23 protein-coding genes and 2 tRNA genes are annotated in these 22,779 nt (G+C 70.5%); 17 read left to right on the top strand and 8 right to left on the bottom strand.

The features are described 5' to 3' along the window. Window positions 1-134: 134 nt before the first annotated feature. Entirely contained in the window at window positions 135-2,228 is a 2,094-nt protein-coding gene (locus ACFWY6_RS27460) for a hypothetical protein (protein ID WP_384695544.1), read from the bottom strand. Window positions 2,229-2,485: 257 nt separating this feature from the next. Between ACFWY6_RS27460 and proB the strand changes: the two genes are divergently transcribed. The 5 genes from proB to ACFWY6_RS27485 all read left to right on the top strand — a co-directional run bounded on the left by proB (window position 2,486) and on the right by ACFWY6_RS27485 (window position 7,524). Further along, window positions 2,486-3,613 (top strand): glutamate 5-kinase, encoded by a 1,128-nt coding sequence (gene proB, locus ACFWY6_RS27465; RefSeq protein ID WP_384695547.1) that lies wholly within the window; start codon window positions 2,486-2,488, stop codon window positions 3,611-3,613. Window positions 3,614-3,840: 227 nt separating this feature from the next. Continuing rightward, entirely contained in the window at window positions 3,841-4,347 is a 507-nt protein-coding gene (locus tag ACFWY6_RS27470; RefSeq protein ID WP_384695550.1) for a hypothetical protein, read from the top strand. Between the two features lie 74 nt (window positions 4,348-4,421). Continuing rightward, window positions 4,422-5,714: a glutamate-5-semialdehyde dehydrogenase gene (locus ACFWY6_RS27475; protein ID WP_361820186.1), complete on the top strand. Its 1,293-nt coding sequence runs from the start codon at window positions 4,422-4,424 to the stop codon at window positions 5,712-5,714. 76 nt (window positions 5,715-5,790) lie between these two features. Further along, a complete protein-coding gene (locus ACFWY6_RS27480) occupies window positions 5,791-6,369 on the top strand; it encodes a hypothetical protein (RefSeq protein WP_384695553.1) in 579 nt (192 codons plus the stop codon). A gap of 66 nt (window positions 6,370-6,435) precedes the next feature. Continuing rightward, the gene (locus ACFWY6_RS27485) at window positions 6,436-7,524 is read left to right on the top strand and encodes a hypothetical protein (RefSeq protein WP_384695556.1); all 1,089 of its coding nucleotides are present in this window, start codon (window positions 6,436-6,438) and stop codon (window positions 7,522-7,524) included. A gap of 29 nt (window positions 7,525-7,553) precedes the next feature. Here ACFWY6_RS27485 and ACFWY6_RS27490 read toward each other — a convergent pair whose 3' ends face one another. Then, window positions 7,554-8,657, bottom strand: a complete 1,104-nt coding sequence (locus ACFWY6_RS27490) for a M48 family metallopeptidase (protein WP_384695558.1) — start codon at window positions 8,655-8,657, stop codon at window positions 7,554-7,556. 99 nt (window positions 8,658-8,756) lie between these two features. On the opposite strand from ACFWY6_RS27490, the gene ACFWY6_RS27495 reads away from it, so the two are divergent. The 7 genes from ACFWY6_RS27495 (at window position 8,757) to ACFWY6_RS27525 (ending at window position 13,153) form a co-directional block, all read left to right on the top strand. After that, window positions 8,757-9,032 (top strand): hypothetical protein, encoded by a 276-nt coding sequence (locus ACFWY6_RS27495; RefSeq protein WP_384695595.1) that lies wholly within the window; start codon window positions 8,757-8,759, stop codon window positions 9,030-9,032. Window positions 9,033-9,118: 86 nt separating this feature from the next. Beyond that, window positions 9,119-9,283: a hypothetical protein gene (locus ACFWY6_RS27500; protein WP_384695561.1), complete on the top strand. Its 165-nt coding sequence runs from the start codon at window positions 9,119-9,121 to the stop codon at window positions 9,281-9,283. A gap of 62 nt (window positions 9,284-9,345) precedes the next feature. Then, window positions 9,346-9,984: a nicotinate-nucleotide adenylyltransferase gene (gene nadD / locus ACFWY6_RS27505; protein ID WP_266867029.1), complete on the top strand. Its 639-nt coding sequence runs from the start codon at window positions 9,346-9,348 to the stop codon at window positions 9,982-9,984. 16 nt (window positions 9,985-10,000) lie between these two features. Beyond that, the gene (locus tag ACFWY6_RS27510) at window positions 10,001-11,725 is read left to right on the top strand and encodes an LCP family protein (RefSeq protein WP_384695564.1); all 1,725 of its coding nucleotides are present in this window, start codon (window positions 10,001-10,003) and stop codon (window positions 11,723-11,725) included. 169 nt (window positions 11,726-11,894) lie between these two features. Beyond that, window positions 11,895-12,338, top strand: a complete 444-nt coding sequence (rsfS, locus tag ACFWY6_RS27515) for a ribosome silencing factor (RefSeq protein WP_266867032.1) — start codon at window positions 11,895-11,897, stop codon at window positions 12,336-12,338. Beyond that, on the top strand, window positions 12,335-12,976 hold the full coding sequence (locus ACFWY6_RS27520) for a histidine phosphatase family protein (RefSeq protein WP_384695567.1): 642 nt from the start codon (window positions 12,335-12,337) through the stop codon (window positions 12,974-12,976). Before rsfS ends, ACFWY6_RS27520 begins: the two co-directional genes overlap by 4 nt. A 104-nt stretch (window positions 12,977-13,080) precedes the next feature. Continuing rightward, window positions 13,081-13,153: transfer RNA gene (locus ACFWY6_RS27525), tRNA-Ala, on the top strand. A gap of 52 nt (window positions 13,154-13,205) precedes the next feature. Here ACFWY6_RS27525 and ACFWY6_RS27530 read toward each other — a convergent pair. Continuing rightward, window positions 13,206-14,135: a helix-turn-helix transcriptional regulator gene (locus tag ACFWY6_RS27530; protein WP_384695570.1), complete on the bottom strand. Its 930-nt coding sequence runs from the start codon at window positions 14,133-14,135 to the stop codon at window positions 13,206-13,208. Window positions 14,136-14,246: 111 nt separating this feature from the next. On the opposite strand from ACFWY6_RS27530, the gene ACFWY6_RS27535 reads away from it, so the two are divergent. The 3 genes from ACFWY6_RS27535 to ACFWY6_RS27545 all read left to right on the top strand — a co-directional run bounded on the left by ACFWY6_RS27535 (window position 14,247) and on the right by ACFWY6_RS27545 (window position 16,270). After that, a complete protein-coding gene (locus tag ACFWY6_RS27535) occupies window positions 14,247-15,755 on the top strand; it encodes an MFS transporter (protein WP_384695573.1) in 1,509 nt (502 codons plus the stop codon). An 86-nt stretch (window positions 15,756-15,841) separates the two neighbouring features. Next, entirely contained in the window at window positions 15,842-16,033 is a 192-nt protein-coding gene (locus ACFWY6_RS27540; protein WP_266867040.1) for a hypothetical protein, read from the top strand. 3 nt (window positions 16,034-16,036) lie between these two features. Then, window positions 16,037-16,270: a hypothetical protein gene (locus ACFWY6_RS27545; RefSeq protein WP_006137425.1), complete on the top strand. Its 234-nt coding sequence runs from the start codon at window positions 16,037-16,039 to the stop codon at window positions 16,268-16,270. On the opposite strand, the gene ACFWY6_RS27550 is transcribed toward ACFWY6_RS27545, so the two are convergent. Continuing rightward, window positions 16,239-17,489, bottom strand: a complete 1,251-nt coding sequence (locus ACFWY6_RS27550) for a glycosyltransferase 87 family protein (RefSeq protein WP_384695578.1) — start codon at window positions 17,487-17,489, stop codon at window positions 16,239-16,241. The two genes, ACFWY6_RS27545 and ACFWY6_RS27550, sit on opposite strands and share 32 nt — an antisense overlap. Before the next feature lie 113 nt (window positions 17,490-17,602). Between ACFWY6_RS27550 and ACFWY6_RS27555 the strand changes: the two genes are divergently transcribed. Beyond that, a tRNA-Ala gene (locus ACFWY6_RS27555) sits at window positions 17,603-17,675 on the top strand. A gap of 243 nt (window positions 17,676-17,918) precedes the next feature. Here the strand turns inward: ACFWY6_RS27555 and ACFWY6_RS27560 are convergent. Both ACFWY6_RS27560 and ACFWY6_RS27565 read right to left on the bottom strand, forming a co-directional pair. Next, window positions 17,919-19,583: a hypothetical protein gene (locus ACFWY6_RS27560; protein ID WP_384695581.1), complete on the bottom strand. Its 1,665-nt coding sequence runs from the start codon at window positions 19,581-19,583 to the stop codon at window positions 17,919-17,921. 53 nt (window positions 19,584-19,636) lie between these two features. Then, window positions 19,637-20,560 (bottom strand): hypothetical protein, encoded by a 924-nt coding sequence (locus tag ACFWY6_RS27565; protein ID WP_384695584.1) that lies wholly within the window; start codon window positions 20,558-20,560, stop codon window positions 19,637-19,639. A gap of 72 nt (window positions 20,561-20,632) precedes the next feature. On the opposite strand from ACFWY6_RS27565, the gene ACFWY6_RS27570 reads away from it, so the two are divergent. After that, entirely contained in the window at window positions 20,633-20,932 is a 300-nt protein-coding gene (locus tag ACFWY6_RS27570) for a helix-turn-helix transcriptional regulator (protein WP_384695587.1), read from the top strand. Window positions 20,933-21,132: 200 nt separating this feature from the next. On the opposite strand, the gene ACFWY6_RS27575 is transcribed toward ACFWY6_RS27570, so the two are convergent. Together ACFWY6_RS27575 and ACFWY6_RS27580 are read right to left on the bottom strand one after the other, a co-directional pair. Beyond that, complete coding sequence (locus tag ACFWY6_RS27575) at window positions 21,133-21,705, bottom strand: hypothetical protein (protein ID WP_384695590.1); 573 nt, start codon at window positions 21,703-21,705, stop codon at window positions 21,133-21,135. Window positions 21,706-21,914: 209 nt separating this feature from the next. Beyond that, window positions 21,915-22,454, bottom strand: a complete 540-nt coding sequence (locus ACFWY6_RS27580; RefSeq protein WP_384695592.1) for a GNAT family N-acetyltransferase — start codon at window positions 22,452-22,454, stop codon at window positions 21,915-21,917. Window positions 22,455-22,779 lie beyond the last annotated feature (325 nt).

A 22,779-nucleotide genomic window follows, 5' to 3' on the forward strand; every position in this document is an offset into this window, starting at 1 on the left:
GGCCGGGCGCCCCCGCCCCGCCGGGGCGCCCCGCGACTCCCCCCCCACCACCCCCCCCCCCCCCATATTCTAACACCGCAGGCCCCCCCCCCCCCCCGCCCCCCGCGCCCCCCCTTCTCATGACCGGACGGTACTTACGCCGTCACAGAGTCCTCAGCACCGTTCTGCTCAGGAGTCGCCTCGGACTCCATTTCCTCCGCCGCGTCCTCCGCGGCCCGCTGGCCGGGAATCTCCGCGTCGATGCGGGTGGCCATCCGGAGCCGTCGCTCGTCGGCCTTGGCCGAAAGGGCGAGCGCCGCCTCGTTGAAGCGGACCAGGGACGGCGGGTCCGAGGGGCCGAGGAGGTGCTCCTTGAGGGCGGCACGGGAGTCGGCGTGGACGTCCTTCTCCGGGGAGCGGACGGACTCCATGAGGGCCGGGACGTCCTCGGCGGCCGGCGTGAGGATCGCCGCGGCGCTCACCGTCGGGAAGCTCGTGCGGAAGTCCGCCTCGGACATGCCGGACGTGTTGGCGACGGCGTACGGCTTCTCGCTGGACAGCCAGTCCGAGACCACCGAGGAGACATCGCTGATCAGCAGGTCGGCCTGGTTGAAGCAGGAGAAGATCGCCGGACGCGCGGTCGTGATGATCTGGTGCTCCCACTCGGGGAACGACGCCCAGTACGCCGCCTCCCAGGCCGCCGTCGCCTCGGCGACCGCGGCCTGCTGGTCGCCGTCGGGCGTGCCCTGGAGCATCATCCGCTCCATCTCGTCCACGCCCTTGCGGAACGCGGTGGAGGTCAGCCTGTCGAGCTCCGCGGCACGCAGTTCGAGCTCGGCCGCGGCCTCCGGGCCGGGGCGGGGGCCGGAACGCCGGGCGGCGGCGTCGCGGATCATCGCCTTGATGCGCTCGTTGGCGGCGCCCGCACGCGGGTCCTGCGAGCCGGTCATCGGGTGCGGCTTGTAGATGAGGCGTACGCCGTCGTCGGCGAGGAGGTTCCGGACGATGTTCTCGCCCGCGAGGGTCACCGACGTGTTGCCGGGGTTGCCGTCCCAGCCCTCCCAGGTGGGGGCGTACAGAACGGTCGTGTACGTGCCCTGGGGGGCGCCCGTGTACGGCAGGATCGGGGACAGCTGGGGGCGGCCGACCTCGACCACGTCCTTGTCCTCGACGCCGACGTCGGCGGCCTGGTAGCGGTCGCGCGCGGCGGGGCCCGCCACCCACACCTCGTCGTACGCCTTCGCGTACGGGTTGCAGGAGGACAGCTTGTCGCTCTCGCCGTGGTTGATGAAGGCGTGCTTGATCGTGGGGATGCGCAGGACCTGCGAGGTCTTCGCGGCGTTCGCCGGGTGCAGCATCATCTTCAGCGTCGAGGTCTCCAGGGAGAACATCGTCGCGACCTTCGGGAAGCAGATGATCGGGACGTCCGTCGCGTCGATCTTCTGCACCATGAACCGCTCGCGCAGCACGATCAGCGGGTTGCCGTCGAGCCGGGAGAGCGTGGAGAGCCACATGTTGGCCTGGTACGCGGACGTCGTGCCGCCGGAGAAGTACATGGCGACGGTCGGCTGGTACTCGGCCAGCCACTCGTCGAGCCACTCCATGACCCGCTGGTCGTTCTTCGCGCGCTTCTTGGGAAGCAGCCAGGTGGCGAGGTAGATCGCGCCGATGCCCATCATGGCGATGGAGAGGCCGAGGCCGATGCCGCCCCAGTAGGCGTCCGTCGTGGCGGCGGTGATCACCAGGCCGACCGTGGTGGGGATCGAGAACGTCAGGAGGCGGTGCGCCTGGCGGCGGGCCAGGATCCGCGGCGGGGCCGCGGTCAGGTGCAGCGCGGAGGCGTCGATGTTCCGCGTGACGATCGGCAGCTGGCGGCTGCGGCGCACCAGTATGGCGGTGGCCTGGCAGCCGAAGTGCAGGAAGTAGAAGGCGAGCAGCGAGATCGTCAGCGGCGACTGCTCGGCCAGCGGCTCGATGCCGTCGATGCGCAGCAGGCCGACCAGGATCAGCATGTCGCGCAGGAGCTGCCGCACCGTGACGTCGAAGCGGATCTTGCCAAGGAGGGAGAGGAGCCCCGGCTGCTTGTACTGCAGATAGACGTCGAGCGCGAGGTTCGCTGCCGACGCGGCGACGAACACCGGGACATACGGGACCAGCGCGCTGACGAGCTGGGCCGTGAAGAGCGCGAACATCGAGAACAGCGCGGAGAGCTGTGCGATGCGGCGTGGGGCGAGTCCGGCAGAGGGCACGGGCTTGGGCTCCTGGCGGGGGATCGGGGGGATCGGGGGGATCGGACGGGGGAAGTCGACCACTGACCGTATGACGTGCGGCGGCTCTGTAGCAATCTTCCGTGACCACAATCACCGGATAAAGGGGCAAAGGTAACGGAACCCGAAGGGCTTGATTCCCCTCAGGGGTGGGGTCCGCCCTTCGGAATGGGCGGGCACCGGCTGTCCGTACTCGCGTAGATTGCAGGTCCAAGCGCGCAGGGACCATTGGGGTAGACGTGGCAGGGGCAAGGCAGGGCATCGCAGAGGCCCACAGGGTCGTCGTCAAGGTCGGGTCCTCGTCCTTGACCACCGCGGCGGGAGGTCTGGACGCCGACCGTGTCGACGCCCTCGTCGACGTGCTCGCCAAGAGCCGCAGCGGCGGCGAGCGCGAGATCGTGCTCGTCTCGTCCGGCGCCATCGCCGCCGGCCTGTCGCCGCTGGGCCTTCGCAGGCGGCCCAAGGACCTCGCACGGCAGCAGGCGGCCGCCAGTGTCGGCCAAGGCCTTCTCGTGGCCCGCTACACCGCTTCCTTCGCGCGTTACGGCGTACGCGTCGGGCAGGTGCTCCTCACCTCCGACGACATGGCGCGGCGCGCGCACCACCGCAACGCGTCCCGCACCCTCGACCAGCTCCTGGCGATGGGCGCGCTGCCCGTGGTGAACGAGAACGACACCGTGGCGACCGACGAGATCCGCTTCGGCGACAACGACCGGCTCGCCGCCCTCGTCGCCCATCTGGTCCGCGCCGACCTGCTGGTGCTGCTCTCCGACGTGGACGGCCTCTACGACGGTGACCCGGCCAAGCCGGGCACCTCCCGGATCTCCGAGGTCACGGGGCCCGCCGACATAGCGCACGTCCAGATCGGCAGCGCCGGCAAGGCGGGCGTCGGCACCGGCGGCATGGTCACCAAGGTCGAGGCGGCGGGGATCGCCGCGGCCGCCGGTATCCCGGTGGTCCTGACCTCCGCGAGCCAGGCCGCGGACGCCCTGGCGGGCCGCGACACGGGGACGTACTTCCACCGCACGGGACGCCGCTCCGCCGACCGTCTCCTGTGGCTGCAGCACGCATCCGAGCCGCAGGGCGCGCTCACCCTCGACGAGGGGGCGGTGCGCGCGGTGGTCGAGGGGCGCAAGTCGCTGCTGCCCGCCGGCATCGCGGCCGTCGAGGGCGACTTCTCCGCGGGCGACCCGGTGGAGCTGCGGGATGCCGCGGGGCGTGCCGTGGCGCGCGGTCTGGTGAACTTCGACGCCAAGGAGCTGCCGCAGCTGCTCGGCCGTTCCACGCGCGAGCTCGCGCGGGAGCTCGGACCGGCGTACGAGCGGGAGGTCGTGCACCGCGACGACCTGGTCCTGCTGCACCACTAGCCCCTCGCGAGCCCCCGGGCGGTCCGTGGTTCCGCCGTACCAGCAGCCACAGAAGCCCTCGGGGGCCTCGGCCGAAAACAGGCGCGAACGCCCCGCGCCGACCGGCCCCTGCGAGGTGAAACTCCCCAAAACCGCCCCGCGGGGGCGCTTGGCCTGCTCAACTTTGTTCCAGACACTTCCGCACGACCGTTGCGTATCGGCACCACCATTGAGTAAAGGAGGCCGTCGTGAGACGAGTGCGCCCAGGGGCGGCGTCCCGCGGGTCGGCCGAGCGGGCCCTGACGAGCGTCGCCGCGGGGGCGACGTACGCAGGTGGCACGCGAGCGGCGGGCGAGACGGACGGGACGGATGAGCTGCCCGAGACGGAGGAGAGGGAGGGCGAGACGGTGGAGGCGCCCCGTCTGTGGCACGTCACGCTGAGCGTCTCAGGAGCCGAGGCCCCCCTCAAGGAGGTCCGACGCGGCCTCGAACAGCTCGCCCACGACCATCCCTTTCTGCTGACCAGCAGGTACGCGCCCGACCACGCGGAGATCCGCTACTGGGAAGAGGCCAGGGACCTGCACGACGCGGCCGCCGTCGCGCTGCGCCTCTGGGGCGAGCACCGGCAGAGCGCGCAGCTCCCGCCGTGGGAGATCGTGGGGCTCGAAGTGATCGACCGCGACACCTACCACCAGCGGATCGCGGAAGGGTACGGCCCCCTGCCCGCGACCCCGGTGGGCGTCCACCCTTTTTGAGCCGTCGTGAGCACCGCGGTCTCGGCTGCTGAAACAAGGGGTGGACCGCGCCCGCCGCGCATTACCCTGCGGGCATGACGTCCCTCTCGCCCGTCTCGCCCTACGACAACCTCTCGCCGGTCGCCCAGGCCGCCTACCGCGCCCGCGGCGCCGCCGCCACGCTCGCGCCACTGCCGCGCGCCGCCAAGGACGACGCGCTGCTCGCGATCGCCGACGCGCTCGAGGTGCGCACCGCCGAGATCGTCGAGGCCAACGGCAAGGACACCGCCCGCGCCCGCGAGGCCGGCACCAGCGAGTCGATCGTCGACCGGCTCACCCTCACCCCGGAGCGGGTCCGTGCCATCGCCGCCGACGTGCGCGACGTGGCCGCGCTGCCCGACCCGGTGGGCGAGGTCGTCCGCGGCTCGACGCTCCCCAACGGCATCGACCTGCGCCAGGTCCGCGTCCCGCTCGGCGTCGTCGGGATCATCTACGAGGCCCGTCCGAACGTCACCGTGGACGCGGCCGCCCTCTGCCTCAAGTCCGGCAACGCCGTGCTGCTGCGCGGCTCGTCATCGGCGTACGAATCGAACACGGCGCTCGTGCGGGTGCTGCGCGACGCGGTGCACGGCGCCGGACTTCCCGCCGACGCCGTCCAGCTCGTCCCGGGTGAAAGCCGCGACTCCGTGCGGGAGTTGATGCGCGCCCGCGGCCTCGTCGACGTGCTCATCCCGCGCGGCGGCGCCTCGCTGATCAAGACCGTCGTCGAGGAGTCCACCGTCCCGGTCATCGAGACCGGCACCGGCAACTGCCATGTCTACGTGGACGCGAAGGCCGACATCGACATGGCCGTCGACATCCTGATCAACTCCAAGGCGCAGCGCCCCAGCGTCTGCAACGCCGCCGAGACGCTGCTCGTGCACGCGGACATCGCCGACGCGTTCCTGCCGCGCGCCCTGGACGCGCTGGCCGATGCGGGCGTCACGGTGCACGCGGACGAGCGTGTGCTCACCTACGCCGACGCGTCCAAGGCCACCGTCGTGCCCGCGACCACCGAGGACTGGGAGACCGAGTACCTCTCGTACGACATCGCTGCGGGCATCGTCGACTCCCTGGAGCAGGCGGTCGAGCACATCCGGCTGTGGACCTCGGGGCACACGGAGGCCATCGTCACCACCTCGCAGCAGGCCGCGCGCCGCTTCACGCAGCTCGTGGACTCCACGACGGTCGCCGTGAACGCCTCCACGCGCTTCACCGACGGCGGCCAGTTCGGCTTCGGCGCCGAGATCGGCATCTCCACGCAGAAGCTGCACGCCCGTGGCCCGATGGGGCTGCCCGAGCTGACCTCGACGAAGTACATCGTCACCGGCGACGGTCACATCCGCTGAAGCCGCCGCCGCGGAGCATCGGCTGAATTCCCTTACCGTCTGCCCAGATTGCCCCTTCCGGGGCTACGCTGGAAGGGTGCCGGAGGACGTGGGGGGCACGCCGTCGTTTCCTGACGGCGGGGAGCCCGACGACGACCGCGACCGCGGGGGTGCGGACGAAGAGTTCGCCTCCGTGGTCTTCGACGAGGACTTCGTCAAGGCCGCCGAGGTCCATGAACCCACCGCGGTGGAGCGGCTGTTGGCCGCCGCCCAGGCGCGCGCCGAGGCCTCCGAGGCCGAGGCCCGCCGGGCCCGCACCCGTGGTCCAGGACGCGAATCGCCGGACGACGACCTCTACGAAGACGGCTTCGGCCCGGACGACGGCGGCGATTTCGGCCACGACCCCGACCTCGACGACGTCTACGACCGTGAATTCGCGCAGGACGGCTACGGCCGGCCGGGCGGCTACACCGGCCAGGCCCGCTGGCACCGCCCCGTCGCCTGGATGCTCGCCCTCCTGATGGGCATCGGCATGGTCGCGCTCGCCTTCACGGCGGTCTACCGAGGAGCCTCGTCGGGCCGCCAGGACCGCATCCCGCCGCCCGTCTCGACGGAGCCATCGGCCTCCGCGGAGTACGGCCAGCCGCCCGTCTCGGCGGCGCCGCGCACCCCGTAGGAACTTGTCAGAAGTTGTCGCGCACCAGCGCGTTTACCTGACAGCCAGGAGACCTACCCTGAAAGTATGGCCGGGCCAGGAGAACCACCTGAGGGGACACCCGAGGGCGCTCCCGCCGGTGGCGAGGACGAGTACCGATCCGTCGTCTTCGACGAGTCGTTCGTCCGCGCCGCACGGCTCCAGGAGTACTCCGCGCAGGAGCGCATGGGTGATCACGCACGTGCGGTGCGCCGCCGCCCCGCCGCGGCCCGCCGGAACTACTCCAAGCAGGCCGTGATCCTCGTCCTGCTGATCGCCGTCGCCTTCGGCACCGCGATCTACATGGGCGTACGCCACCCGTATCAGGCCCCGGTCGCCCAGCGCCCCGAACCGCTGCGGATGACGGTCATACCGCTCGCCCCGCAGGGAGCCGTGCCCGGCGCCGAGAAGCCCGCCGAGCTGTACGCGCACAGCCCCGCCGCGCAGTTCCGGGTGGGCGCGTCCGGCATCAACCTGCCCTCGTCGCGCGGCACTTCACACTTCTCGGACGGCCAGGTCATGACCGCCCTGACCACCGCCAAGGACTATCTCGTCGAGTCCTCGCTCGACCCGGACGTGCTCACCGGCGGCACCGTGCGGTCCGCGCGGATCCTGCTCGACCCGCAGCAGCTCGACCAGTTCGACCAGAGCTTCGCGCACCCCGCCGCGGACGGGCGCCACGCGCCCACCGGCTGGCTGGTGCGGTTCGACCCGACGAAGGTGGCCCTGGCCTCGCCCGGAATCCGCGTCCAGGGCTCGCTGCACGCCACCGAGACCGACAAGGACACCCTCGAGGTGACCTCGGACCACACCTTCGTCTACGCCCTGCGGCCCGTCGGCAAGGAGGCCAAGGACGGCAAGGACGAGCACGCCAAGGCCTCGCTGTTCACCGTCCGCCGCGAGCTGCAGTTCCGCTTCGACCGCGACGACCTGCGGATGCGCCAGACCGAGCTGATCGTCTCGTACATGCAGGCAGGACCGCTCACCTGCTCCGCAGACGCCGCGAACCAGCTGCGGCCGCTGCTCGCCGGGCAGAAGGCGAAGGCGGGCGGCCCCGCGGGCACCGATCCGTACGCGACGGGGGATGCCACGGCACTGTGCGGGTCGCTCGCGGCGACCGCCCAGCCTTCGCTGTGAGGGTTGGCCGTGAGGGTTGGCCGTGAAGGCTACTTGTCCTCGGTGGGGCCGCGGTCCTGCCCGCCCTGCCCGCCGCCCCCGGTGAACTTCCCGCGCAGCTTGCCGCCCAGGTCGCCCGCGCCGCCCGCGATGTCGTTGACCAGCTTCATCAGCGGGTCCTTGCTCTGCCGCACATCGTCCGCGTAGCTGGATGCGGACTGGCGGAAGGAGTCCGAGACCGAGGTGTCCTTGTCCTCGTCGCGGCGGGGGTAGTGGCCGTCCATGATCCGCTGGTAGTCGCGGGTCTCGGCCCACTTCTTCAGCTCGGCGGCGCGCACGGTGGTGAAGGGGTGCGTACGCGGCAGCATGTTCAGGATCTTCAGTACGGAGTCGCGCAGGTCGCCCCCGGCCTCGTACTCCGCGGCCTGCTCCAGGAACGCGTCCACGTTCATCTCGTGCAGGTGGTTGCCGCCCGCGATCTTCATCAGGCCGCGCATCGACGCCTTGAGGTCCTGGCCCACCAGGAGCCCCGCGCGGTCCGCCGACAGCTCGGACTTGCGGAACCACTCGCGCAGGGCGGTCACGATCGCCATGATCGCCACATTGCCGAGCGGGATCCATGCCACCTTGAGCGCGAGGTTGGTGAGGAAGAGCAGTATCGTCCGGTACACCGAGTGGCCGGACAGCGCGTGCCCCACCTCGTGGCCGATGACCGCCCGCATCTCCTCCTCGTCGAGCAGCTCGACGAGGCCCGTGGTCACCACGATGATCGGCTCGTCGAGGCCGATGCACATCGCGTTCGGGTTCGGGTCCTGGTTCACGTACATCGGCGGGACCTTCTCCAGGTCCAGGATGTAACAGGCGTCCCGCAACATGATGTTGAGGTGCGCGAACTGTGCGTCGGAGACCCGTACGGAGTCCGACAGGAAGAGCAGCCGCAGGCTCCGCTCGGGGAGCAGGCCGCTGAGGGCCTTGAAGACCGTGTCGAAGCCGCTGAGCTTGCGCAGGGCCACCAGGGCCGAGCGGTCCGCCGGGTGTTCGTACGCCCGTGACGAGATGCCGGGGAAGCGCCTGCGCTGCCGGCTCGGCACGTTCTCGTGACCGCTGTCTTCTTGGCCGCCGTTCGCGTGGCCGTGGTCGTTGTCGTCGGTCATGCCCCATCCCCCATGCTCGTCCAGTCATGCCCCCGAGGTGGGTCCCAGCGTAGGCGGAGTTACCGTGACAGGGCAGCACAGCGAATGGAGTCGTCCGTCATGTCGTCCGTCATGGAGCACAGCGCCGCATCCCACCACTGGGTCACGGAGGCGGCAGACCTGGCCGCCAAGGAGCAGGGGGCGGGCAATCTGCTCCGCGTCGTGCTGATCGTCATGGTCGTCGGCTGCGTCCTGGTGGGGTGGTTCCTGCTCCGGGGATACAAGCAGGGTCAGGACGAGGGAGAGGGCCGAGGCGAGGGGCCGGGCCAGAGTCAGGGCGAGAGCCAGGGCCAGAGCCGGAGTCAGGCCGAGGAGCGCGCCGAGCGGGACGGCTGAGTCGGCGTGAGCTCCGCCGTGGCCCCCGCATACGATGGCCCGGAAGTCTTTATGTCCATCCCACCCCCGGATAGGTCCTGCCTGAGATGAGCCTCCACAGCACCGCCGCCCAGCTGGTCACTCTCGCCTCCGAGGGCGGCGAGCACGGCGGCAACCACGAAAGCCTCAACCCTCTGATCACCGGCGGCGGCGCGTTCGTCGTTCTCTGCCTGCTTCTGTGGATCACCACGCGCTTCAACCGGGACCGCTGAGCGGTCCCGCTGAACGGACGCTGAAACGGAGCCCGTCCGCCGGGCCGGTAGGGTCTGCACGCATGGGAGAGCAGGACATGCCTACCGGTCCCGGTACCGGCCCGGCCAGTAAGGGCAAGCGCCGCCTGGGCGTCATGGGCGGAACGTTTGACCCGATCCACCACGGACACCTGGTGGCGGCCCAGGAGGTCGCCGCGCAGTTCCACCTCGACGAGGTGGTGTTCGTGCCGACCGGGCAGCCGTGGCAGAAGAGCGACAAGGTGGTGTCCCCGGCCGAGGACCGCTATCTGATGACGGTCATCGCGACCGCCGAGAACCCCCAGTTCTCGGTGAGCCGCATCGACATCGACCGCGGCGGACCGACGTACACCACGGACACGCTGCGCGATCTGCGCACGCTCAACCCGGACACGGACCTCTTCTTCATCACGGGCGCCGACGCCCTCGGCCAGATCCTGACCTGGCGCTACACGGAGGAGCTCTTCTCCCTGGCGCACTTCATCGGGGTCACCCGGCCCGGCCACACGCTGGCCGACCCCGGGCTTCCCGAAGGCGGCGTCTCCCTTGTGGAGGTGCCCGCTCTCGCCATCTCGTCCACGGACTGCCGTGCACGGGTCGCCAAGGGGGACCCCGTCTGGTACCTGGTGCCGGACGGTGTGGTGCGTTATATCGACAAGCGCGAGCTGTACCGCGGCGACTGAGCCGAGAGGGGCACCGGTGAACGACCGACAGTACGACCCGTACGCGGGCGGCGACCCGTATGCGGGCGAGTACGCGGCTGACCAGTACCAGGTCGTCGGGTACGACGAGTACGGCCAGCCGGTGTACCAGCAGGTGCAGCCCTCGGCTTCGTACGACCAGTACGGGGCTCAGCAGCAACAGCCTCCGCGGCAACAGCAGCAACAGCAGCCGCAGGGCTACGGCTACGACCCGTACGCGACGGGGCAGCAGCCTCCCGTGCCGCCGTACGACTCCGGGGCGTACGACACCGGTTCGTACCCGCCGTACGGTCGGCAGCAGGCGCAGCAGCAGCCGCAGTCGCAGCAGACCCAGACCGGCTGGATCCCGCAGCAGCAACAGCCTCCGCGGCAGCCCCCGGAGGCCGTACCGCCGCAGCCGCAGCCGCGGCGGCCGGTGCCCGAGCGGGAGCCGGCACCCGAGCGCGAACGCGAGCGTGCGTACGAGACGCAGCAGTTCTCGTTCATCGAGGAGCCGGACGAGGAATCCGAAGACGTCATCGACTGGCTGAAGTTCACCGAGAGCCGCACCGAGCGGCGCGAGGAGGCCAAGCGGCGCGGGCGTTCCCGGGTCGTCGTGCTGATCGTGGTGTTCGCGCTCGTCGTCGCGGGCGGCGTCGGCTACCTCTGGTACGCGGGCAAGCTGCCCGGTGTCTCGGACGACAAGACCGGTGGCGGCGGCGCCGCGGCAGGACCGCAGAACCGCGACGTGATCGTCGTCCACCTGCACAACACGAAGGGCGGCGGCACCTCCACCGCGCTCCTGGTGAACAACACCACCGCCAAACGCGGCACCACCGTGCTGCTGCCCAACTCCCTCTCCGTGACGGACGACGACGGTACGGGGACGACCCTGGGCAAGTCGGTCGACGACGACGGCTCGACCGGCACGCGCGAGTCGATCGACGCGCTGCTCGGCACCCAGGTCGAGGGCACCTGGCGCCTCGACACCCCCTACCTGAACAACCTCGTCGAACTCGTCGGCAACATCGACATCGACACGAACGCCAATGTGCCCGACCCCAAGGCGAAGAAGGGCGAGGCCCCGCTCGTCAAGAAGGGCGAGCAGCAGACCCTGAGCGGCCCGATGGCCGTCGCGTACGCCACCTACCGGGCGTCCGGCGAGTCCGAGACGGACCAGCTCGGCCGCTTCGGCGCGGTCATGCAGGGCGTCCTGCGGAAGCTGTCCTCCGACCCGCAGGCCGCGACGACCACCGTGCAGTCCCTGGCCCAGATCCTGGACCCGTCGCTCAAGGAGAAGGACCTGGGCGCCTTCCTCGCCAAGCTCGCCGACCGCGCCAAGGGCGGCGACTACGCCACCCAGCTGCTCCCGGTCCAGCAGGACGGAACGCTGTCGGAGAAGGCCGGCGAGAGCGTCGTCGAGAACGTCCTGGGCGGCGCGGTCAAGAGCCCGGAGAAGGACGCGGCCCTGCGGGTCGGCGTCAAGAACGCCTCCGGGACCAAGGGCGCGGGACAGGACGCACGGATCTCCCTGGTCAACGGCGGTTACACCTTCGTCGACAGCGGCGCGGGGTCGGTCGCCCAGGCGGCGTCGCAGGTCACGTACGCCGACGTGGCCAAGAAGACGCAGGCCGCCGAGGTCGCCAAGACCCTCGGCCTGCCGGAGAGCGCCGTCCGCAAGGGCAAGACCGCACCGAACGCGGATGTCTCGGTGGTGCTCGGCCAGGACTACAAGACGGGCTGAGAGACGGGCTGAGAGACGGGCTGAGACGAGCGCTGTCCGCTGCGTCGCCCCGGCCGGGAACACCGCCGGGGTGACGCAGCAGACAGGGTGATCGAAAAAACGCCGGGGGTGCTGTCGGCGGTCCGTGAGACCCTTGGTGAGGTATTGCCCTCCGAAGGAAAGCTCAACTGTGACCGCCACGGACCGCTCCATCGAGCTCATCACCACCGCCGCGCAGGCGGCGGCCGACAAGCTCGCGCACGACATCATCGCGTACGACGTCAGCGACGTGCTGTCGATCACGGACGCCTTCCTGCTCGCATCCGCGCCCAACGACCGCCAGGTCAAGTCGATCGTCGACGAGATCGAGGAGCAGCTGAACAAGCAGCTCGGCGCCAAGCCGGTCCGCCGCGAGGGGGACCGCGACGCCCGCTGGATCCTCCTCGACTACGTGGACATCGTGGTGCACGTCCAGCACAGCGAGGAGCGTGTCTTCTACGCCCTCGAGCGTCTGTGGAAGGACTGCCCCGAGATCGACCTGCCCGAGGACGCCAAGGCGACCCGCGGCAAGGCCGCCGAGCACGCCGAGCAGCGGGCCGCGGAGGAGGCCGACCTGGACGGTGAGCTTCGGTGAACAACCGCGGCTGCCGGATCATCCTGTGGCGGCACGGCCAGACGGCGTGGAACCTGGAGCGCCGCTTCCAGGGCTCCACGGACATCGAGCTGACCGACACAGGCGTCTCGCAGGCCAGGCGCGCCGCCCGGCTGCTCGCCTCGCTGAAGCCGGACGCGATCGTGGCGTCCGACCTGAAGCGGGCCGCGGCCACGGCGGATGAGCTGTCCGCCATCACCGACCTCCCCGTCACGCACGAGGAGGGTCTCCAGGAGACGTACGCCGGTGAGTGGCAGGGCCTGACGCACGACGAGATCATCGCCCGCTTCGGCGACCAGTACGCCGCGTGGAAGCGCGGCGAAGCGGTGCGCCGCGGCGGCGGCGAGCTCGAGACCGAGGTCGCCGACCGGGCCGCGCCGATCGTCCTGCGCCATGCCGAGAAGCTGCCGGACAACGGCACGCTCGTGGTGGTCAGTCACGGCGGCACGATCCGCACCACCATCGGCCGCCTCCTCGGCCTGGAGTCCCATCACTGGGAGGGCCTCGGCGGGCTCTCCAACTGCTGCTGGTCCGTCCTCGGCCAGGGCGCGCGCGGCTGGCGCCTCCTGGAACACAACGCGGGAACGCTGCCGGAACCGGTGCTCGGCGACGACGACTGAGCGCCCCGGAGCCGCTTCGACGGGCGGTCGGACCCGGATTTCACATTCCGGCTGGTCGCAGGCTAAAGTTCTTCTTGTTCGCCCGCCGAGCGGGGAGAACGCAAGGGGCTATAGCTCAGTTGGTAGAGCGCCTGCATGGCATGCAGGAGGTCAGGAGTTCAATTCTCCTTAGCTCCACAATCCGGATCCCGTCCTCGTCAGAGGGCGGGATTTTCCGTTCCCGGGGCCGCTATCGGTCCGTCGGTTCCATGGATCCCATCGGTGCTACGGGTGCAATGGGCGCTATGGGTTCTATGGGTTCCATGGCTTCTACGGGCCACAGCGGCTCCCGCATCTCGCGCAGTCGCGCCGTCCGCTGCCTGCTCTCCTCGTCGTCCGGTGTGTACGCGACGATCCGGCACTCCGGCATGCCGTTGATGGACAGCGAGACCGACGTCATCCGCAGCTCGCCGACCGCCTCGTGCCGGAACGTCTTCACACGGGGTCCCGGCGGCGCCACGTTCCCGCTCTCCCACAGCTCGGCGAAGAGCGGGCTCGCGGAGGACAGGCGGTGGATGAACGCCTCCCAGGCGGGCTCGCCCACATGCCGGCCGTAGGCACTGCGCAGCGTCGCCACCATCACCGGCAGCTCCGTCTCCCGGTACACCAGCGGGCACACGGGGTCGGGCACGATGAACAGCGTCCACAGCACGTTCGGTACGCCGAGGGCCGCGACCTGCGGGACGAAGAAGAGGTCGCGGTAGGCGGGGTTGGTGGCGAGGATGTCGTACCGCGCGTTGTAGACCACCGCCGGGTGCGGATCGAGGGCGTCGATGATGCCCTGGATCTCCGGGCCGACGGCCTTGGCGGCGCACTCCGGGTCCGGCGAATAGGGCACCTCGGCCAGGTGGTAGAGATGCTCGCGCTCGGGCTGCTCCAGACGCAGCGTGCGCGCCACGGCGTCCAGGACCTGCGCCGAGGCGTTGATGGGGCGGCCCTGCTCCAGCCACGTGTACCAGGTGACGCCCACCCCGGAGAGCTGCGCGACCTCCTCGCGGCGCAGGCCCGGGGTGCGGCGGCGCAGGCCGGGCGGCATGCCCACATCGGCCGGTGTCACCCGGGCCCTGCGGCTGCGCAGGAAGGCGGCGAGCTCCGGCCGCCGTCGCTGAGTCGTCCCCATCGTCGTCACATCCCCATCGTCCGTGCCCGCGCCGAACGCTGCCAGGTGCTGTCAGTACCAGCATCGGCAGGCTCTCGTTACCCGTACCGAGCCGCGCGCAGGCTCGCTGCCATGGCAACGGCAACTCCGACCGATCCCACTGGTCCAAGTCACCTACTCAGTAAAGCCCCTGGCACTGACAATCGCCCCGGACGGCTGCTCGCGGTCGTCATCGCGGCCCAGTTCATGGCGCTGCTCGACGTCTTCATCGTCAATGTCGCCGCACCCACCATCCGCGACGAACTCGGCGCGTCCGGCGCCGGGTTGCAGCTGGTGATCGCCGGCTACACCATCACGTACGCGGTGCTGCTCATCACCGGAGCGCGGCTCGGCGACCGCGTCGGGCACCGGCGGATGTATCTCGTGGGGCTCGCGGTCTTCACCGTCGCCTCGCTCGCCTGCGGACTCAGCCAGGGCACGGGCGAGTTGATCGCCTTCCGGCTGCTGCAGGGCGCGGGCTCGGCGCTGCTCATCCCGCAGGTGCTCAGCCTGATCCAGCGCAATTTCACCGGCGAGGCGCGCACGCGGGCCCTCGGCGCGTACTCGGCGGTCCTCGCGATCGGGGCCGCGGCGGGCCAGGTGCTCGGCGGAATCCTGGTCAGCGCCGATCTGTTCGGCACCGGCTGGCGCCCGGTGTTCCTGGTGAACGTGCCGGTCGGCGTGGCCCTGCTCGTCGTGGCGGGGCGGGTGCTGCCGCGCGACGGGGGCGGTGGCGCCGGGCGGGCCGGGGAGAAGGCGGCGGAGCGGACCGGGGCGGCGGCGGGGGAGCGGTCCCGCGGGCTCGATCTGCCGGGGCTTGTGCTGCTCGGCGCCGCGGTCTCGCTGTTCACCGTGCCGCTGGTGCTCGGCCAGGAGAAGGGCTGGCCGCTGTGGTCATGGCTCTCCCTCGGTGCGGCGGCGGTCGTCTTCGCGCTCTTCTGCGGCTACGAGTCCCGGCTCTCCCGCGGTGGCGGGGCGCCGCTGATCGCGCCGCGGGTCCTGCGCATCCCGGGCATGGGCCTCGCGGTCTTCCGGATCGCCGTGGTGATGGCGGTCAACGCGGGCTTCCTCTTCGTGCTCACCCTGCACATCCAGGGCGGTCTCGGCTACAGCGCGTTGCGTGCAGGGCTCACGTTCGCGCCGACCGCTGTGGTCTTCGGCGTGGTCGGCCTGACCTGGCGGCGCTGGCCCGCGGCGGCCCAACGCGCGCTGATTCCCGGTGGGTTCGCGCTCACCTCGGTGTCCGCGCTCGCCGTGGGCCTGGTGCTGCGCGACGGCGGGGAGGGCGGCCCGTGGCTGTATGCGGCCTTCGTGGGCATGGGCGTGGGCCTTGCCCTCGGCTTCAGCCCGACGCTCACCCGGGCGCTTTCCACGGTGCGGCCGGAGGACGCCGCGGACGCCAGCGGCCTGCTCTCGACGGTCGCTCAGCTCGGCCAGCTGACCGGTGTCGCGGTCTTCGGCGCACTTTTCCTCAACCGGCTTGAGTCACAAGGGGCTCCGGGGGCGTATTCATCCGCGGACGCGCTCCTGGTGTGCTCGTACGCACTGGCAGGGGCTGCCGCCCTTGGCGCCGTGTCCGGACTGGTACGAATGCGTCGCTGACCGGTTCGCTCAGACCGTGGCAGAATCGGACGGCCGGAAGGGGACCGCACCAGATCACCGAATGTGACCCGACGGAAGGGAGAGCGATGCCTGCGAGCATCCTCGAAGGGGCCGAAGGCCTCATCGATGTGGCCGCGCCGCGGCGCGCTGCCGCTCCCTTCGCGGCGATCGCCCTCCTGACCTGTCCGTCCTGCGGTTCGTCCCATGTCGCCCAAGTACTCGGCGACAACGGCGGTGTCTCGTACGTGTGCACGGCCTGCGGCCACAGCTGGAGCTGATCGATGGGTGCACACAGGCGGAAGTGCGACTGGTGCGGCAGTGGTACGCCGATCGTCCGCGACATGGAGCCGGTCAACCAGGACTACCAGTACTGGTGCGAGGAGTGCGCGCGGGCGCTGATCATAAAAGGCGACCCCATCGAGACGTACCGCGAGCTCGAAGGGGAGCCGATCTACGGTCGGCTGCTCGACGAGCACTGCACGCTCAAGCGCTTCTACTCCTTCGCCACGGCTTGATCTCCGGGCGGGCCCGGCGTCCGATCCCTTGCAGCATCTCTTGCAGCAGGAACGCGAAAGCGGTCACTACGTAGAGGGCGGACAGCGTCATTTGGCCATAATTCTGGCCGAGTTCAAGCCGTCCCACGCCATGCGGCACCCACCACAGGGCGTACGAGCAGAAGACCAGCGTGACGGTTCCGGTCGCCGCCCATCTGGCCCGGCCGCCCCGGCGCACCGCCGCCGTCCACGCAAGCAGCGCCATCGGTACGCACCACACCCAGTGGTGCGACCACGACACCGGGCTGACGAGCAGTGCCGTCGCCGCACAGGCCACCGCCGCGCGGGCGCGCTCCCCGCGCAGCTCGGCGGCGACGGCGACGGCGAGGCCGAGCGCGCCGACCGCCGCCGCGGTCACCGCCCACCGCAGGCCCGGTTCCTCGGTGTGCAGAAGCCGCGCGAGGACGCCGCGCAGCGACTGGTTCGCGGTGTCCTCGGCGAGCCCGACCCGGCCCGCGTCGAAGACCATCCGGGTCCAGAAGCGCCAGGAGTCGTACGGCAGGACGGCGGCCGCGAGCAGCGTCGCGCCGGCGAACGAGGCGGCGGCCACGCACGCGTGCCGCACGGGTACCCGCCACTGCCCCCGCCGCACGGCCTCGGCGGCACCGGTCAGCAGCAGGAACACCGCGAAGAGCGCGGGCGTGAGCTTGACCGCCGCCGCGACGCCGATGCCCACGCCCGCCCAGCGGTGGCCCGGCCGCCGGGACAGGTCCCACAGGACCAGGACGGCGAGCAGCAGATTGACCTGGCCGTACCGCAGCGTCGTCCACACCGGCTCCGCCCAGATCGCGAGCGCCGCCACCCACAGCGCGCTCTCCACGCCCGCGTGCCGCGGATCTCCGATCAGGCGCAGGGAGAGGCGGACGAGCACCACGAGCAGCAGCAGGTTCCCGAGCGTCGCCAGGGTGCGCATGTCCGCCGTGTCCAGGAGCGTCAGCGGCGTGAAGAGGAGGGCGGCGAACGGCGGGTAGGTGGTGGGCAGATGGGCCTCGGTGGTGCGCAGCGCGTAGAGGTCGCCGCCCGCGCGCACGGTCTCGCCCTCGGCGCGGTAGACCATCAGGTCGATCATCGAGACGTCGGCGGCACGCTGTGCGAGCCAGAAGGCCGTGAAGGACAGCAGGCAGACCCAGGCGGCGGGGGGAACGCGGCGACGGGCGGCGGCGAGCGCGATCACGGTCACGAAGGCAGACAGTACCGGCCGTATCCGTACAGAAGGGAAACGATTTGGTGGAGCACGGGGAGGACCGTGTAATGTTGGCGGAGCCGCCGGGGGAACCGGGCGGAAGCAAGCAAGGGGCTATAGCTCAGTTGGTAGAGCGCCTGCATGGCATGCAGGAGGTCAGGAGTTCAATTCTCCTTAGCTCCACAGAAAGGAAGTTCTTGAGTTCGCTCAGGTTGGCTTCCTGAGATCCCGTCCGATCGAGTCGATTGGGCGGGATCTTGCAGTTTTCGGGGGTGTTTTGAGGTCCGGCCGGGGCTGAGTGGCGGTTCCGGGGCTCTCGGGGGTGCCTTCCGGGGGTGGTCGATGCGGCGGAGCGCGCGGTGGTGTGGCTGCGGGACCGGGGACGTCTCGTGGCGGCGGTTGGTGTGGCTGTTCACTTCCGGGTCGTCACGGTGCCGTTGGCGGGGGACGTCCGGTCGGTGTGGGAATCGGTTCCTCGGCGGTGTGGGGTTCGGTGTCGTAGCTGGTGGCGGGCAGGTGTTCGCCGCGGGTGGTCTGGCAGAAGACGTCGAGGATCATCAGGTTCGCGATGGTGACCATGAGCGTGGTCAGCAGTGTCTGGGCGACGCGGCCATGCGCGAGTCGGTTCTTCGGCTCGGAGATGTCGATGCGGTGGCCCTTGAGGATGCCGTTGATTCCCTCGTTCTGCGGTCGGATCACGGCGAACGTGCTGGTCCAGGCGTCGGTGAGGTAGGGCAGGTCCTGGCGGAACTTCTCCAGTGTTCCGAGGTTCCCGGGGTGGATGGTGATCGACTGCTGGCGGCAGATGTCCGGCCCCTGCTCGGTCGGCAGTGGCGGGGCGATCACGGTGGGCCGTGCGGCCGGGTGCGTGGATCGCTGTCGTGGATCGGTGAGGTCGAGGGTTCGTGGCGGGCCGTTGGCGGCGGGCCTGCGGGGGCAGTTCACGGTCGGCGCGGGGCCGGCGGCCGGGCAGGCCAGCCGGATCGCCCCGCTGCCGTCAGGGCCCTGTTTGAGGTGGAGGAAGTACGGCTTCCGGCTGTTGATCCGTGTGGCAGTGATCTCGTTCGGGCTGCGGGCCTCGTTGTCGTCGAGGCGGTGGGTGGCGTTCGCGAGGACGGGCGGGATCATCGGGCAGGTCAGGGTGCCGTCGATCATGAGGGCGCCGCGGTGGGTGCCCTGGATGCCGCGCTGGTCCTGGGAGTAGTCCAGGGCGAGCCGGTATCCCAGCTCGCGGGCGGGCAGCGCGAACGTTTCGGGGCGGGCGCCGGTGTAGAGGCGGTCAACGGCCAGCGTGCCGATGGGGAGATCGAGTGCGGCCAGCGGCCTGAGCAGGGTGAGGGCGTTGGCTCCGGTGCGGCGTCCGGGATGGTCGACGACCAGGCCGAGCGCGATCTGGGCGATGCGGCCCCTGGCCGGACGGGACAGCGCGGCCAGAGCGAGGTGCCCGCTCAGACCGAAGGTGGGCTCGCGGGATCCGCCGGAGAAGTGCCAGCCCGCGGTGAGGTCGAGGGAGGCCAGACGGCGTCGCTGGCTGGCGGGCTTGTGCCAGGACGGCAAGGCGGTCGCGTCGATGCCGACGTCGCCCCGCCAGTGCTTCAGGGCCCCGCATCGACGGGCGATACGGACGGTCTCGCAGATCAGCGCGGTGCAGATCTGCTGCAGCACCGTCTTCTTGCGGGCATGCCCCGGCTCGTCGTCCTCCCAGGCAGCCGCGATGGGTGCGGCTTCAGCGAGCGGGAGGCGGCGCCGACGGTCATGGCGGGCCGGGTCGAGGGCCGAGGTGACGCGGTCGAAGGACCGGTAGATCCGCCGCGACAGAGCCGACGGGGCAACCCGCGCAACGCCGAGCCGCTGCTGAGCGGTGGGCGAGAGGCTGAAGGCGAGGATGCGCCAGGCCTCGGCCAGAGTGGCCCGCCCGGTGTAGTGCAGGGACACCAGCAGCCCGGTCAGCACCGTCCTGACCGGCAGCCCTGTCGGCCCCGGCCGCGGCCCCAGCGCTTGGTCGATCAGGCCGATGGCGCCGGAGCGGTCCAGCAGGGCGGCCAGCTGGAACACCTTGGAGTCCGGGATGCGGGCCGGAGCGTCGGTCACCGGCCGCGGACGACCCCGATGGACAGCGGTCGGATGGCCTGGCGACAGGGCCCTCACCGGTGGCCTCGAAGCAGCTGTGCCGTCTCCTTCGCGCTGAGCGGGGGCACGAAATGCTGGTAGCGGGCGAGCGAGGCGGTCGAGGCGAGCCCGGCCGCCGCCGCGATCACCCCCGGATCGATCCGGCGTCGCATCAACGACACGATCCAAGACGCGCGCAGACGCCGGGCGTTCAAGCGGGGCAGCGGATCGTCGGGGCGGTGCTGCCACGTCCACGAAGCGATCAAGTTGTCGGGCGGCGGGTCCTGGTGACCGGGACGGAACAGGAAGTCCTCCCCGGCTCGCCCGGCCAGCTCGGCGAGGGTGTCCTCCCACTCCGCGCGGGCCACCAGCAGCCGACCGAACACACCGGCATCCAGCACACAGGCGCCGGACCTGGTGAAGCGAAGCTGACTGCCGCGCAGGCGGGCGATCTCCCCAGGAGCCAGACCCATGCCCTCTCCCAGCGCGAGCAGAGCCAGCGCATCGAGACGGGTGCGGGGCCGCAACTGCCCGGCCCAGGAACGAAGCTGGGCGATCTCACCAGACCCGTAAGGCGGCGCGGGCGCGGGCGGGGCCGACAGCCTGGTTCCCTCGCTCTCGCCGCCGCCGTCCCAGACGAGCACATCCCTGACCCGGCGAAGCCACGTGCGGTAGGTGCGCAACGTGCCGGGCTTCAGGCCCGCGCAGCCGGTCAGCACGAACGCGTCGATTGTCTCGTTCCGCAGCCAGACGGCCGGCTCGCGTTCGATGCCCCGCCCCTCCGCCCAGATCGCCAGCCGGGCAACCACGTGCAGCAAGTCCTCCACCGCGTAGCTCACCCGCTCGACCGTGGCCGTGACCACCGCCTTCACCAGCGGCGCCACCTCATCCCAGACAGAACCCGGCGCGCGCGGAGCGTACGCGTCGATGACCGAAGACGTCGCCGCATCCAGTGCCATGGACCACGAATACCGGCAGGACAACCTGCCGCCCAAGTCGCGTACGACCTCGACGAACAGGAGCGTGGAAGCATGGTCGGAGGAAACGCGCGCTCCCGCGCGCCCCGGGAACTGACCCGCGATCCGGAAGCCTGGCCCGACGCAGTCGTCGACGACATCGCCGCAGCGGTCGTCCAGACCATCGCCCGTCGTATGGCCGCCGCCCTCTCGGAGCGCGGCCTCAGCCGCCGCGGTGCCGCTGACCTGCTGGGTATCAACCGCCAGACCATCGGCGACGTCCTCGACGGCCGGACCTGGCCCGACGTCGCCACCATCGCCCGTCTCGAGGCGGGCCTGAACACCCCGCTGTGGCCGCCGCTTGCGCGCCGCTAACGGTGCAGACATGCCGCCAAAGCCCTCCCGGCCCCAGCCCACAACCTGCAATAACCGCAGGCCGGCGCCCAGTTACGGCTCGGCGAACCCAACACGGCGCAACAGCACTACTCTTCGAGACGCGCGAGCCTCTTCTTCTCAGTTCGGGGCGCTCACGCAACCCCGGCGCCGCCGGGACTAGTCCTCCCGGCGGCGCCACCTCACGCCTCCTCGGCAGCCATCTCCTGCACGGCCTCGGCAGCCACCCTGTTCGCGTCACCGCCGGCTCTGGCGTCCCCGACACCGGGGGCGATCGAGAACAATCCCACTGCCTCCTCGGCCAGCCAGCCGTACTTGACCAGCCGCTTCAGCTTCGTGCGCATCCCCTCCACCCGCCGGTGATCTGTCCCCAGGCCGAGCGCTTCACAGATCTCCCTCGACCGCAGCGGCCGCCCCGCCGACGCCAGCGCGAGAACCACATCCTCGTTCGCCTCGGACAACACCTCACCATCCGCCCTCGTCACCGGCGCCGAGACCACCGCCCGCGGCCGCTCCGCCGCAACCGCCGCCGGCGTCCCCTCGCCGACCACCGCCTCCACGGCTACGTCCTCCTCGCTGGCGCCCTCTTCGGCCAGCAATGCAGCCACCGTCTCCGCAGTCACCGTCCAGCGCGACAGCCGCGTCTCCTCGGCCGTGAGTTCCTCTTGAAGCGCAGTGATCTGAATCCGCAACTCCTTCGCCCGCGCCTGCGACGCAGACGCCCGCGCGTGCAACTTCTCCAGCAGCGACGTCACGAATCGCCCCCTCGCCACGAGGTCGATTCCGTCCAACTAGCCGTAATCATTGGCCAGTTGGGGAATCCATCACCCACACTCTAGGAGATGATCACGAAATGAGGCAGACAGATCCCACGCATGTGCAAGGCGGGCGAAATGGGATCACTCAGTCAACGAGCAGGGAACTGTGAGGCGGCCACGTCACTGCTGATCAGACCCATTCGAGATCAAACCTTCGTGCAGGCGAACACAATCAGCGTGTTTTGGCCCTCCGCACTTGACTCAACGCGACTGCCAATCCGCTGAAACCGGCACTTCTCGGCAACCCTGACCGAGGACGTGTTCTCCGGGTCAGCCTCAAGCAGCAGTTGAGTCAATCCAAGATCGCTCAAGGCCCATCCCGCAAGCAGTTGCACGGCCCGCGGGGCGATCCCCTGGCCGCGGCTGGCAGGGAACACGCTGTAGGCGATGGTTGCCACATCATCGTCCCGGAACTGCAGGTTAATGATCCCGACCGGCTCGTCCGTGGTGGCATCCGCGATCACCAGCGGGGTCGCCTGCCCGGTTCGCCATGCCTCTTCCGCCCGGGACACGCTCGTGCTGCGAGCGGCTTCGTCCACGGGTGTGTCATCGAGCCAACGCCGCGTTTCAGGGTCGCAGCTCGCTGCCCCGATCGCACTCACATCGGACTCACGCCGGAACCTCACGGCGACCACTCCATCCGCGAGTGGCTCAGACAGCGGTTCGATCGGCCTGGAACGCCCCATAGGCCGATCCTATATCGGCGATGCCATCCATCCCGTCGGACCCGAACTCATCACCTGCAAAGGCCTGTTGGGGGATCCGAGCCGACTTCAGGAACAAGCCACCGGCGAAGCAGGACCAAGGTAGCGGAACCCCACACCCCTGACAGCGGGCAACGATCACCTCCACAGCGGGCAACGATCTCCACAAGGCCCACGAAACCCCTGGTCCGCATCACTCAAGAACAGCCCACAGAAGATGAGAGCGGGGCCCCCCGGTCGGGGGGGCCCCGTTTGTGTGTGTAGGATCGCCCGCTTCCCAGTGGCCGGCGGCCCCCGCCCCGCGGGC

The sequence above is a fragment of the Streptomyces sp. NPDC059037 genome (assembly GCF_042740015.1).
Classification (GTDB): domain Bacteria; phylum Actinomycetota; class Actinomycetes; order Streptomycetales; family Streptomycetaceae; genus Streptomyces.